Source organism: Aromatoleum toluvorans (genome assembly GCF_012910905.1).
Classification (GTDB): domain Bacteria; phylum Pseudomonadota; class Gammaproteobacteria; order Burkholderiales; family Rhodocyclaceae; genus Aromatoleum; species Aromatoleum toluvorans.
In genome coordinates this window covers 37,268-50,646 of record NZ_WTVN01000021.1, presented here as the reverse complement: position 1 = coordinate 50,646, position 13,379 = coordinate 37,268, and the positions used below count along the sequence as shown (strand labels likewise).

The 13,379-nt window shown below is 68.0% G+C and carries 9 protein-coding genes; 5 read left to right on the top strand and 4 right to left on the bottom strand.

All coding sequences use genetic code 11. The features are described 5' to 3' along the window. Positions 1-2: 2 nt before the first annotated feature. The 4 genes from GPA22_RS14170 to GPA22_RS14155 form a co-directional block, all read right to left on the bottom strand. Positions 3-1,670 (bottom strand): putative bifunctional diguanylate cyclase/phosphodiesterase, encoded by a 1,668-nt coding sequence (locus GPA22_RS14170; protein WP_246264381.1) that lies wholly within the window; start codon positions 1,668-1,670, stop codon positions 3-5. An 80-nt stretch (positions 1,671-1,750) separates the two neighbouring features. Continuing rightward, the gene (locus tag GPA22_RS14165) at positions 1,751-3,148 is read right to left on the bottom strand and encodes a cyclic di-GMP phosphodiesterase (RefSeq protein ID WP_246264379.1); all 1,398 of its coding nucleotides are present in this window, start codon (positions 3,146-3,148) and stop codon (positions 1,751-1,753) included. 6 nt (positions 3,149-3,154) lie between these two features. Beyond that, entirely contained in the window at positions 3,155-5,731 is a 2,577-nt protein-coding gene (locus tag GPA22_RS14160) for an EAL domain-containing protein (RefSeq protein WP_169256710.1), read from the bottom strand. Beyond that, on the bottom strand, positions 5,728-7,188 hold the full coding sequence (locus GPA22_RS14155) for an ABC transporter substrate-binding protein (RefSeq protein ID WP_169256709.1): 1,461 nt from the start codon (positions 7,186-7,188) through the stop codon (positions 5,728-5,730). Before GPA22_RS14155 ends, GPA22_RS14160 begins: the two co-directional genes overlap by 4 nt. A gap of 274 nt (positions 7,189-7,462) precedes the next feature. Here GPA22_RS14155 and GPA22_RS14150 point away from each other — a divergent pair, with 274 nt between their 5' ends. From GPA22_RS14150 to GPA22_RS14130, 5 genes are all read left to right on the top strand, one after another. Beyond that, on the top strand, positions 7,463-8,659 hold the full coding sequence (locus GPA22_RS14150; protein ID WP_169256708.1) for an amino acid aminotransferase: 1,197 nt from the start codon (positions 7,463-7,465) through the stop codon (positions 8,657-8,659). A gap of 268 nt (positions 8,660-8,927) precedes the next feature. Continuing rightward, entirely contained in the window at positions 8,928-9,218 is a 291-nt protein-coding gene (groES, locus tag GPA22_RS14145) for a co-chaperone GroES (protein ID WP_004311482.1), read from the top strand. Positions 9,219-9,263: 45 nt separating this feature from the next. Next, positions 9,264-10,916, top strand: coding sequence for a chaperonin GroEL (gene groL, locus GPA22_RS14140; protein ID WP_169256707.1), 1,653 nt, complete (start codon positions 9,264-9,266; stop codon positions 10,914-10,916). A 309-nt stretch (positions 10,917-11,225) separates the two neighbouring features. Next, complete coding sequence (locus GPA22_RS14135) at positions 11,226-11,912, top strand: response regulator transcription factor (protein WP_169256706.1); 687 nt, start codon at positions 11,226-11,228, stop codon at positions 11,910-11,912. Further along, the gene (locus tag GPA22_RS14130) at positions 11,887-13,371 is read left to right on the top strand and encodes a sensor histidine kinase (protein ID WP_169256705.1); all 1,485 of its coding nucleotides are present in this window, start codon (positions 11,887-11,889) and stop codon (positions 13,369-13,371) included. The genes GPA22_RS14135 and GPA22_RS14130 overlap by 26 nt, the downstream gene beginning before the upstream one ends. Positions 13,372-13,379 lie beyond the last annotated feature (8 nt).

Genomic DNA, 13,379 nt, shown 5'->3' with positions numbered 1-13,379 from the left:
GGCTAGTCCGCGTTGCGCGCCTTCACCCAGGGCACGAAGTCGCGCTGCGGCATCGCCCGCGCATACAGGAAGCCCTGCGCGAGATCGCAGCCGATGCGCTGGAGCTCGTCGGCCGTGGACTGATCCTCGACCCCTTCGGCGACGACGCGCATGCCGAAGCCGTGGGCGAGCGCCTGCACCGTTGTGACGATGGCGTGGTCGCGGCCCGAACGCAGCATGTCGCGCACGAAGAGCTGGTCGATCTTCAGCTCGCTCACGGGCAGGTCGCGCATGTAGGCGAACGACGAGAAGCCCGTGCCGAAGTCGTCCAGCGACACGCCGCAGCCGAGCGCGCGCAAGCCCTGGATCACCCGCCCAGCGCGGTCGCGGTCGCCGATCAGCGCGCTTTCCGTGACTTCCAGCACCAGGCGCGAGGGCGGCACCTTCCAGGTCGAGAGTGCCTGGGCAACCAGTTCGGGGAGATCCTCGTCATGCAGATCCTGCGCGACGAGGTTGAGCGATATCGGCACTTCGACGCCTTCGGCGCCGAGTTCGCCGATCATGCGCGCCGTCTGGCCGAGCAGCCAGCGCGACAGGCCGGGCATCAGGCCGAGGCGGCTGGCGGTCTCGATGATCTGCGGCGGAGGCACCCATTCGCCGTCGTCGCGCTGCCAGCGCAACAGGGCTTCGGCGCCCGCGCAGCGGCCGCTGCCGAGCCGGATCTGCGGTTGCAGCCAGAGCTGGAACGGCGGATGTGTGATCGTGCGGGCGATTTCGCGTTCGATGTCGATCTCGTGTTCCATGCGCGCGATCATGTCGGCGTGGAAGCACACCACCGGCACGTCGGCGCGGATCGCGCGATGCAGCGCGGCGCGGGCGGCGTGCTCCAGGTCGTGGGCGGAGACGCCATCGTCGGGGGCGCAGGCCGTGCCCGCGTGGATCGAGCCGCGCAGCTGCGGCACGCCGTGCTCGGGCGAGCGCTCGCAGATCTCGATCAGGCGCCGTGCGGCCAGCTGTACCTGGCCGACGCTGCGCAGTTCCGGCATGATCAGCGCCCATTCCTGGTCGGCGATCGAGTACAGCACATCGCCCGGTCGCAGCACGCGGCCCATCGCATCGCTGAGCGCCCGCCGCAGGCGGTCGCGCTGGGCACTGAGCTGCTCCGGCGCGCTCGGACCCCAGGCGACATGCAGGAGCAGCAGGCCGAGCGGCTGCTGCAGCGGGGGGCTCATCAGGCGTTCGATCGCATGCAGGAAGCGCGTGCGTGTCGGCAGGCCGGTGACCGGGTCCACCCCTTCCCCCGCTGCCACGCGCAGGTCCAGGCAGTCGAGCGAGGCCCTCGCGAGCGTGGCCTGCACGGCCTGGGCGAGCTTCGCGGTCGCCACCAGGATGTCGCATTCCGCGCGTCCGGGCGCCGGGCCTGCGGCATGCAGCGCGGCATGCACGGCTTCGATGAGACAGGCGCACGCGGTGGTCGGCAGCGTGCGCGGGGCGCCCTGCTGCTGGCAGTCCAGCCATGTCGTGGCGAGCGATTCGAGCCACTCCGGCGTGCCCCACAGGGGCCGCTCCAGCAGCTGGGCGCAGAGCACCGTCTGGCTGGCCGCGATCGGCTGCGTGAAGTTTCGCTCCACGCCGTCGGCAAAGGCGGCGTCGAAGGTTTCCGCAGGAATGGCGAGCGCAAACGCCCGCAAGGCCGCCGCGTCGGTCGTGGAGTAGCCGACCGCCGCGAGTACCTCGTCCGCGCAGCCCGGAGAAATGTTCAGGCTCGTGTTCAGGATAGGTAGAACTCCGAGGGATCGATGCCGTAGGCGCCCACGGGGAGCGCGCGCAGTATCCGGTACGGTTCGCCGGCGGGGGTCTGGGGCGAATAGAGCAGGTCCAGGGTGGGGGGGTGGCGGTTCGGCGACTTGTCCGAGCACAGCAGCACCAGCACGCGCGGCAGCATCCGCCGCACGCGGTTCTGCGCGATGACGACGGCGACTTCGCCGGTATTGAGTTCGACCAGCGTGCCGGCCGGGTACAGGCCGATGCACTGGATGAACCCATCCACGACGTTGGCCGAGAACTTGACGTCGCGCATCCGCACCAGCGCTTCCAGCGCGCGCTGCGTGCTCAGCGGTTCCTCGTAGGCGCGCTTGCTGGTCATCGCACAGAAGGTGTCAACCAGTCCGGACATCTCCGCGCGCAGGCCGATCGCGCCGTTGCGCAGCCCGACGGGATAGCCCGTGCCGTCGATGCGTTCATGGTGGCGGCTGACGATCTCGACGAGCCCCGGCATCGGCTTCGGGTCCTGCAGGACGATGCGCGTCGAGAACTCGACGTGCGACTTCGCGATCTCCATCTCGAGCTGGCTCAGCCGCCCGGCCTTCTGCAGCACGCGCTCGGGCAGGCGGATCTTGCCGACGTCCTGCATCATGCCGGCGACCCCCATCACGGTCGCGCCGTCCTCGGAAAAACCCAGGCTGTGCGCGAACACCATCAGGTGCACGGTGACATCCAGCGCGTGCTGGTAGCTGTAGCGGTCGTACTTCTTGAGCCGGATCAGCCACAGCAGCGCATCCGGGTTGCGCTTCACGCTCTGGAGCATGTCGTCGACGCATCCCGTCACCTGGCCGATGTCCGGGTTGCGGTTCTCGCGCACGTCGGCGATGACCTGATCGAAGACCGCTTCGGTCTGCGCCACCACCGGGGAGACGCGGATGATCTCGCGCTCGACGGAGCGGGTTTCGGGCCGGTCCGCGATGGCGTCGCCCGCAAGCCGGCGTGCCGCTGCCGCGTCGAGGCTGCCCTTGCGTACGAGCGCGAGCGCCTCGAGAAAGCTCAGCTGGCCGGCTCCGGAAGGCGCGACGGCCTCCAGCACGGCCCGGCGCGGCACCGAATGGCCGACGGTCGAGGCCGGGTTGGTGCTGCCGGGCGCCGCATAGTGTTCGCCGACCGAGCGGCTGCGGTCGATGTAGAGGAAGCGGCAGGAGTCGCGCAACCGGTCGAGCGTCTCGTCGTCCTCGATCAGGAAGCCCTGAAGCAGGAAAGGCGTGCCGATCCACGGGCGATCGAGCTCCACGACGAACATGCCGATGCTCGCGTCGGTCGCTGCAATCAGCTCCCGCCGTCCGTCCTGTCCGCCCTCAGTGGGTGGAGAACCCGTCCGCTTGTCGTCGCCCGTGTGCATGTCCTGTCATGACGAAAATGCCCGACGAGCAGGATTCTGCACCCAATCGGCCGCGAAATCCTGTGCAGGAATCGGCGGACCGAAAAGATAGCCTTGCAGGACATCCGATTCCTGGCGCGCGAGGAAGCGCGACTGGACCTCGGTTTCGACCCCTTCGGCGACCACGCGCAGCCCCAATGCCCGCGCCATGCGGATGGCCGCGACGACCAGCGCGCAGTCTTCGGCGTCCTCCGAAAGGTCGCGGATGAAGCTGCGGTCGATCTTGATCGTGTGGAAAGGGAAGGCGCGCAGGTAGCTCAGCGACGAGTAGCCGGTGCCGAAGTCGTCGAGCGCGACCGTCACGCCGGCGGCTTCGAGGGCGAGCATGGCCTCGCGCACTTCGCCCGGGTTGCGGATCAGCAGCCCTTCGGTGACCTCGATCTCGAGCTGGTTGCGCGGGATCGCGTAGCGCTCCACGCAAGCCCTGATCGTGTCGACCAGCCCGGCATGGGCGAACTGGCGTGGCGACACGTTGACCGCCATCACGAATTCGCCGCCGCAGGCCTCGCGCCACTGCGCCGCGTGCGAACAGGCCTGGTCCAGCACCCAGTTGCCGATGCTGACGATCAGTCCGCTCTGCTCCGCGATAGGGATGAAACGGTCCGGCGGGACGCGTCCGAGCTCCGGGTGCGTCCAGCGCAGCAGCGCCTCGGCGCCCACGAGGCGGCCGTCCCGGGCCGCGACCAGGGGCTGGAAATGCACCTCCAGCTCGCCGCGTTCGAGCGCACCGCGCAATTCGCGCTCCATCTCCATGCGGGCGACGGAGTCGTCGTGGATCTGCTGGTTGAAGAAGCGGAAGGTGTTGCGGCCGGCGTCCTTCGCTTCGTACATCGCGAGGTCGGCGTTGCGCAGCAGCACGGCCGGTTCGTCGCCGTCGTTGGGGTAGAGCGAGACACCGATGCTCGGCGAGGCGATGAACTCGCGGCCTTCGATCTGGAAGGGCGGTGTGAAGGCCTGGATGACCTTGCTCGCCGCCGCGTCGGCGGCGCTCGCCTGCGTGATGCCGAGGATGATGAGAAATTCGTCGCCGCCCAGCCGTGCGACCGTATCTTCCGCGCGGATCACCGAGCGCAGCCGCGTCGCCGCCTGGCACAGCAGCTCGTCGCCGGCGACGTGGCCGAGGGTATCGTTGATCTGCTTGAAGTTGTCCAGGTCGACGAACATCACCGCGCACATCGTGCCGTCGCGGCTCGCGCGGCCCGTCGCCTGCTGCAGGCGGTCGAGCGCGAGCGTGCGGTTCGGCAGCGCCGTGAGGCTGTCGTAGTAGGCCTGGTACGCGACCTTTTCTTCCTGGGAGCGGCGTTCCGAGATGTCCTCGCGCATCAGCAGCACGTGCGCCGGCGCCCCGTGCTCGTTGCGCATCGTGACCAGGCGCAGGTGTTCCCAGTATTCGCTGCCATCGGGGCGGCGGCTGCGGCGCTCGCCGTCCCAGTCTCCTCCCGCCAGCAGGGCGGCACGGAATTCCGCATCGACGGCCCGGCTCTGGTCCGTGTCGGCCGGCTTCGGCAGCGAACTCGCGAGGAGCGTGTCCGCCGGGCGGCCGGTGACGCGCACATAGGCAGCGTTCGCGTACTCCACGCGACGGTCGGCATTCGCGATCAGCACCCCGATGGGATTCTGTTCGACGGCTTGCGACAGCATCCACAGGCGTGCGTTGGCCATGGCCAGGGCGCGCGTGCGCTGCGTGACGCGGTCCTCGAGCTCTTCCTGCGCGGTCCGCAGGCTGCGCTCGCGCGACACGACCATGTCCTGCATGGTGTTGAACGCCCGGCCGAGGTCGCTGATCTCGTCGTCGCCCGAGATCGCGATCGGCTCGCGGTCTTCCCCGGCGGCCAGCCGGGACGCCGCATCGCGCAAGGCGCGCAGCCGGCGCGACAGCGAGCGCGCAAACACGACCAGGACGGCCGCGAGGAACAGGAAGCCGCCCAGCGACAGCGTCAGGAAGAAGCGCTGCTGCTGCTGCTGCTCGTCGCGCGCCTGCCGGTAGGCGTCGGTGGCGGCGTGTTCGGTTGTGCTCACCAGCTCGCGCAGGGTCGTCGAAATCGCCGCGTGGGCGCTGCGCGTGCGGGTGCTGGTGACCGACTCCACCGCCGCGATGTCCATGGCGGCCGCGAGGCGGATGATTTCCTCCACATCCTCGCGGTAATGAAGCCAGTGCTTTTCCAGGCGCCGGGCGTCGTCCGGCCGGGTGGCCGCGAGCGCGGCGAGGAACGGGGTCAGCTCCTGCGTCATCCCCTCGACCCCGGAGCGCATCCGTTCCGCGTATTGCGGCAGCGCGAACACGTCGTGCACCGAGGGCAGCTCCAGTTCCAGCGCGCGCAGCTCGTTGCTGAGCGCCTGCAGGCGGTGCGTCGCCGCCAGGGGCTGCACCTGCCGGATGACCGTGTCCTCGAGCCGCAGCTTTGCGTCGTCGAGGACGCGGTTGCCGATCAGGAGGATCGTCGCCACCAGCACGCCGCCCAGCGCGAACATGGTCGACAGCCGCACCAGCAGCGACTGGCGGAACAGGCCCCGTCCGAGCAGGGGGGAGCGCATCGGATTCATGGGCGGCCACCGAACTGGCGGCGGAACGCCTGCCACTGCAGGATCTGCCTGGCGCGGCCGAGCCGGTCGGTGATCTGCTCCCATTCGGCGCTCGTGCGGCTCATCGCCTCTTGGGCGCCGATCTCGCCGCGTGCCGCTGCGGTCAGGTTGCGATCGAGCGCCGCGAGATACTGCGCGTCCCCCTGCAGGCCGGTGCCGGCGGGTTGCGCCGCCGCCCATTCCCCGCTGAAGGTCTCGAGCGCCTCGGGCGTGTAGATCTTGCGAATCCGCGCATCGCGCACGTGATTCCAGCGATAGGGGTCGGTGAATGCGCCCGTGATGCCGATCAAACGCGTCGACACGTCCGGATCCGTTGCCCACATCGCGTACAGGAAAGCAAGGCGGGGATTCCGGGCTGTTTTCGGGATCACCAGGTTGTTGCCGTAGATGAGCGTGCTCTGCCGCACGAGGCGGTTGTCCACGCGCCAGCCGGGCAGGGGAACCGCGACGAACTTGCCGCGCACCGCGGAGCCTTCGCCATTGAACATGCGCGCGCCCGCGATCGTGTTCATCGTCGTGAAGGCCTTTCCCTGCGCGAACAGCGGCAGCGTGAAATTGTAGTTGCGCCCCGGATCGGTGATGCCCTGGGGCGCATACTTCACCATTGCGACATAGTTCTCGGTCGCCGCGAGTGCGCCCGGCGTGTTCAGCCGCGGCCGCATCTGGTCGTCGAACAGCTCCGCGAGCGGTGCCGCCGAAGACAGGAAGCGCGGCATCCAGTACATCCACGCGCCTTCCTCGTCGCGCTCCTCGGCCGCGCCGTACAGGCCCTGCGACGGCCGGTGGAAGAAGCGCACCAGATCCTCGTACTCGGTCCAGGTCCTCGGCGGTGCGAGCGGACGCCCGTAAGCCTTGTGGAAAGCCGCCTGCTCCTGCCCGTCTTCCATGAGGTCGCGGCGCAGGTACATCAGCACGATGTCCCCGTCGGCCGGAATCGCGACGGTATGGTCGCCGACCCTGGACTGCAGATCCGGCCGCATGTACCCGTCGGTGCCGTTGTCGTCGAACCTGTAGCCGTATTCCGCCATCAGCGGTCCGATCTCGGTGATCAGGCCGTCTGCCAGCAGGTCGGGGTACTCGTGGTTGCGCGCCACGGCGAGGTCGAAGCCAGGTGTGCTGCGCAGGGTCTCGCGAATCGGCTGCTGCGGGACGATGTGGGCGTCCAGGACGATGCCGGTCAGGTTCTCCCATTCCTTCTGCAGCGCGAGATCCGCTCCCAGGAAGGCGTTGATGTTGCCCTGCTTGAAGCCGAGGACGATGCGCGTGCCCGTCGGGACCTGCCCCGAGGCGACCAGCTTGCGTGCCGCCGCGACCGCCCGGTAGGCCTGCTCGCCGGCCGATGCACCCGCAGGCAGCAGGGCGGCAGCGGCGCACAGGGTTGCGGCGAGCAGCGGGGCGAGATGTCTGCGTGACGGCATCGGCGGGCGGATCGGATATAACCTTAGGACTAAGGCGCCATTGTCACATAAAGTTACCTTCCTCATGTCGCCGGGATGATCGGGCGGGCAAGCCGAGGCAAGGGCTGCCGCCGGCCGGGAAATTTCGGCACGGAGATACGCCGCTGCGTGCGTCGACGTGCCGCGACGATCCGATCGGATACACTCCCGTAACTGCTGTCCGCGTGCGCCGTGTCATTTCGTCCGCGCTGCAGCGACCGTTCAACCCGACCGATCACCGCGGAGCCGCTTGCCCATGTTCGAACACGTCGACGCCTACCCCGGCGACCCCATCCTCACCCTCGTCGAAACCTTCATGCAGGATCCGCGTGCGCAGAAAGTCAATCTCGGCATCGGCCTGTACTACGACGAGGAAGGCCGCATCCCGCTGCTCGGCTCGGTGCGCAAGGCCGAAGTGGCGCTTGCCGCGACGCCGCTGCCGCGCTCCTACCTGCCGATGGAAGGTGCCGCCGACTACCGTGCCGCCGTGCAGCGCCTGCTCTTCGGTCCGGAACACGCCGCGCTCAAGGCCGGCCGCATCGCCACGATCCAGACCATCGGCGGCTCGGGCGCGCTCAAGGTCGGCGCCGATCTGCTGAAGCGCTACTTCCCCGCCAGCGAGGTGTGGGTCAGCGATCCGACCTGGGACAACCACCGCTCGATCTTCGAGGGCGCCGGCATCGCCGTGCATGACTACCCCTACTACGATGCGGCGACCGGCGGCGTGCGCTTCGACGCCATGCTCGCGACGCTAAACACCCTGCCGGCCCGCAGCATCGTGCTGCTGCACCCCTGCTGCCATAACCCGACCGGCGTCGACCTGTCGCAGGATCAGTGGCGCGCCGTCATCGCCGTCGCGAAGGAACGCAAGCTCATCCCCTTCCTCGACATCGCCTACCAGGGCTTTGGCGACAGCCTCGACGACGACGCCTTCGCGATCCGCGCGCTCGCCGACGCCGGCGTGAGCTTTCTCGTCAGCAACTCCTTCTCCAAGAACCTCTCGTTCTACGGCGAACGCTGCGGCGGCCTGTCCATCGTGTGCCAGGACGCCGAGGAAGCCGCACGCGTGCTCGGCCAGATGAAGTTCACCGTGCGCCGCAACTACTCCAGCCCCCCCTTCCACGGCGGGCGCGTCACCGCGATGGTGATGGACGACCCCGCGCTGTACGGCGAATGGACCGGCGAGGTCGAGGCGATGCGCTCCCGCATCCGCGCGATGCGCCAGAAGCTCCACGACGTGATCACCGCCCGCGTGCCGGGGCGCGACTTCAGCTACTTCGTCAAGCAGCGCGGCATGTTCAGCTACACCGGCCTCAGCCCCGAGCAGGTCGACCGCCTGCGCGAGGAATTCGCCGTGTATCTGGTGCGCTCCGGCCGCATGTGCGTCGCCGGCCTCAACACCCGCAACGTCGACTACGTTGCCGAAGCGATGGCGGCCGTCCTCAAGGACTGACGCCGCGGCGCCTCTCCTCTCCCGCCGATCCCGGGAGAGGCGCACTGCCTTTTCTTCCTCGTCCACCCGCTGCGGTGGTGGCGCGCCGGAGGCTTTCCGGGCCCGACAAAAATTTCTCACCGAACCGCACTTGAAATCCCAAAAGTGCGTCCCTATTATTAGCACTCGTTGGCAGTGAGTGCTAACGGCCCGGGCCAGGCCCGTGGCCACAGCGAATTTTCCTGACGGGCCGTGTCCCGTGCTCGATGTGATAACAAGGAGTGACTCAATGAAAATCCGTCCCTTGCATGATCGTGTGATCGTCAAGCGCCTCGAAGCCGAACGCAAGACCGCCAGCGGCATCGTGATCCCCGACTCGGCCGGCGAGAAGCCCGACCAGGGCGAAGTGCTGGCCGTGGGCAACGGCAAGATCCTCGACGACGGCAAGGTCCGCCCGATGGCCGTCAAGGTCGGCGACAAGGTCCTGTTCGGCAAGTACGCCGGCCAGACCGTCAAGGTCGAAGGCGACGAGCTGCTCGTCATGCGTGAAGAAGACATCATGGGCGTGGTCGAGGCCTGAGCCTCCCGTTCCGCCTCGTCAAACGAATCCTAGGAGCAATCAACAATGGCAGCTAAAGAAGTCAAGTTCGGTGATTCCGCCCGTGCCCGCATGGTCGAAGGCGTCAACATCCTGGCCGACGCGGTCAAGGTGACCCTCGGCCCGAAGGGCCGCAACGTCGTGCTCGAGCGCTCGTTCGGCGCCCCGACGGTGACCAAGGACGGCGTGTCGGTCGCCAAGGAAATCGAACTGAAGGACAAGTTCGCCAACATGGGCGCGCAGATGGTCAAGGAAGTCGCTTCCAAGACCTCCGACATCGCCGGTGACGGCACCACCACCGCGACCGTGCTGGCCCAGTCGATCGTGCGCGAAGGCATGAAGTACGTCGCCGCCGGCATGAACCCGATGGACCTCAAGCGCGGCATCGACAAGGCCGTCGTCGCCACCATCGAAGAGCTGAAGAAGCTGTCGAAGCCCTGCTCGACCAACAAGGAAATCGCCCAGGTCGGCTCGATCTCGGCGAACTCGGACCAGGACATCGGCGACATCATCGCCCGTGCGATGGACAAGGTCGGCAAGGAAGGCGTCATCACCGTCGAAGACGGCAAGTCGCTGAACAACGAACTCGACGTCGTCGAGGGCATGCAGTTCGACCGCGGCTACCTCAGCCCCTACTTCATCAACAACCCGGACAAGCAGGTCGCGATCCTCGAGAACCCGTTCGTCCTGCTGTTCGACAAGAAGATCTCCAACATCCGTGACCTCCTGCCGGTGCTCGAGCAGGTCGCCAAGGCCGGCCGTCCGCTGCTGATCATCGCCGAAGACGTCGAAGGCGAGGCGCTGGCGACCCTGGTCGTGAACAACATCCGCGGCATCCTGAAGACCTGCGCCGTCAAGGCCCCGGGCTTCGGCGACCGTCGCAAGGCCATGCTCGAAGACATCGCCATCCTCACGGGCGGCCAGGTCATCGCCGAAGAAGTCGGCCTGACCCTCGAGAAGGCCACGCTGGCTGACCTCGGCCAGGCCAAGCGCATCGAGATCGGCAAGGAAAACACGATCCTCATCGACGGCGCCGGCGAAGCCGAGCGCATCGAAGCGCGCGTCAAGCAGATCCGCGTGCAGATCGAGGAAGCCACCTCCGACTACGACCGCGAGAAGCTGCAGGAGCGCGTCGCCAAGCTCGCCGGCGGCGTTGCCGTGATCAAGGTCGGTGCCGCCACCGAAGTCGAAATGAAGGAAAAGAAGGCCCGCGTCGAAGACGCGCTGCACGCCACCCGCGCTGCCGTTGAAGAAGGCATCGTCCCGGGCGGCGGCGTCGCGCTGCTGCGTGCCCGCGCCAACCTGGGCAGCCTGAAGGGCGACAACCACGACCAGGACGCCGGCATCAAGATCGTGCTGCGCGCGATGGAGCAGCCGCTGCGCGAGATCGTCGCCAACGCCGGCGACGAGCCCTCGGTGGTGGTCAACAAGGTCAACGAAGGTTCGGGTAACTTCGGCTACAACGCCGCGACCGGCGAGTACGGCGACATGGTCGAGATGGGCGTGCTGGACCCGACCAAGGTCGAGCGCACCGCGCTGCAGAACGCCGCTTCGGTGGCCGGCCTGATGCTCACCACCGACTGCATGGTCGGCGAGCTGGTCGAAGACAAGCCCGCTGCCGGTGGCATGGGCGGCATGGGTGGCATGGGCGGCATGGGCGGCATGGACATGGGCATGTAATGCCCGTCTGAGCGCAGCTTCACGCTCCCGGGCACGCGTGCCCGGCACAACGGCCCCGCTTCGGCGGGGCCGTTTTGTTTCTGGCGCACGCGGTCGGCATGGGTACGGGCCCCGGCGCGCAGTTGCGCCCGAAGCGTGTGATAATCGGGGAGACGGACAAAAAGGCGGTCGGGAGTTTCCGGAGAGGTCTGCCGGAAGCTCCCGGGAGCGGGCGCGCTGGCGGCGCGGCCGTTCCTCTGACCGGGTAAAGGAGAACAGCGGGTGTAAATCTAGGCGTGCCCGCTTACATATAACTTACATCCTGATTCCATGCGGATTCTGCTTGCAGAAGATGATGCCGTCATCGCGGATGGCTTGTGCCGTGCGCTTCGGCGCAGTGGCTTTGCGGTCGACCACGTGGCTTCCGGCAGCGAGGCCGATACCGCATTGGCATCGCAGCCCTACGATCTCGTGATCCTCGATCTGGGCCTGCCGCGGCTTCCCGGGATCGAAGTCCTCAAGCGCCTGAGGGCACGCAAGTCGACGCTCCCCGTGCTGATCCTGACGGCCCAGGACGGCGTCGAGGACCGCGTGCGCGGCCTGGATGCGGGCGCCGACGACTATCTCACGAAGCCCTTCGCACTGCCGGAACTCGAAGCGCGCGTGCGTGCGCTCACCCGCCGCGGTACGGGGCAGCCGCGCTGCATCGAGGTCGGCAGCCTGTCGTACGACCAGGCCGACCGCGTCGTCAAGATCAACGGCCAGGTGGTCGAGTTCTCGGCGCGCGAGATCGGCCTGCTGGAAGTGTTCATCCTGCGCGTGGGACGCCTCGTCAGCAAGGACCAGCTCGTCGATCACCTGTGCGGCTGGGGCGAGGAAGTCTCCAGCAACGCGATCGAGGTCTATGTCCATCGCCTGCGCAAGAAGCTCGAAGACAGCGGCGTGCGCATCGTGACGGTGCGCGGCCTGGGGTACTGCCTGGAAACGGTGGATGCTGGCCAGGCGGCGAAAGCCTGACAAGTCCGCTGCGGGCGGGCGCTCGTCGACGCAGCCGAACTCGCTGTTCGGCGAGATCCTCGACTGGATGCTCGCGCCGCTGCTGTTCCTGTGGCCGATCTCGATCATCGTCACGCACAACGTCGCGGACAACATCGCCAACCAGCCCTACGACCGCGCGCTCGCCGACAGCGTGCGGGCGCTGGCGCGCCTGGTGTCGGTGGAGGAGGGCAAGGTCGCGGTGCATTTCCCGGCGCCGCCGCGGGCGCTGTTCCGCGCCGACCAGGACGACGTCGTCTACTATCAGGTCGCGCACGAGAGCGGCGACCTCGTCACCGGCGACCGCGAGATCGGCTGGACGCCGGCGCCGCCGATCCTCATCCCCGAAGACGTGCTCTACCGCGACGACGTCATCCATGGCGAAGAGGTGCGCATCGCCTACCAGTTCCTGCGCCCGTGGCCGGAACCCGCCAGTCCGCTCGTGCTCGTGCAGGTCGCCGAAACGCGCAACAAGCGCAGCGACCTCGCGTCGCGCGTCGTCACCGGCGTGCTGCTGCCGCAGTTCGCGATCATTCCGCTCGCGGTGGTGCTGGTATGGGTGGGGCTGTCGCGCGGCATCGCGCCGCTCAACCGCCTGCAGAGCCTGATCCGCCGTCGTCGCCCCACGGATCTCTCGCCGATCGCGGCCGCGAGCGTGCCCGAGGAAGTGCGCCCGCTGATCGTCGCCTTCAACGACATGATGGCGCGCCTCGAGGAAAACCTGCAGGCCCAGCAGCGCTTCATCGCGGACGCCGCGCACCAGATGCGCACGCCGCTCACGGGGCTGCGCATGCAGACCGAACTCGCGCTGCAGGAAGCGGATCCGGTTGCGCTGCGCGAATCGTTGTCGCGCATCGCGCAGAGCACGGAACGCGCGAGCCACCTCATCAACCAGCTGCTGTCGCTCGCCCGCGCCGAGGCAAGCTTCGAGAAGCTCTACGCAGTCGAAACGATGGACCTGCGCGCGCTCGTGCGCGACGTCGCGCTCGACCTCTTTCCGCGCGCCCAGGCGAAAGGCATCGACCTCGGCGTCGAGGGCGGCTCCGATCCGCTGACGGTCGAGGGCAACCCCGTGCTGCTGCGCGAGCTGATCAAGAACCTCGTCGACAACGCGATCAAGTACACGCCGGCCGGCGGCAGCGTCACGGCGCGCACGCGCTTCGCCGGGGCGCCCATCCTCGAGGTCGAGGACACCGGCGTCGGCATCCCCGAGGCCGACCGCGAGCGCGTGTTCGAACGCTTCTACCGTGTGCTCGGCAGCGGCGAGGACGGCTCCGGCCTGGGTCTGCCCATCGTGCGCGAGATCGCCGAGCTGCACCGCGCGACAGTCAGCCTCAATGCGAATCCCGGTGGTCGCGGCACGCTCGTCCAGATCGTCTTCCCGCGCGGCCACGTCCCCCCGCCGCCGATCCAGGTGTACGGCGACTTTCCGCTCGGTTAGCCGGGTGC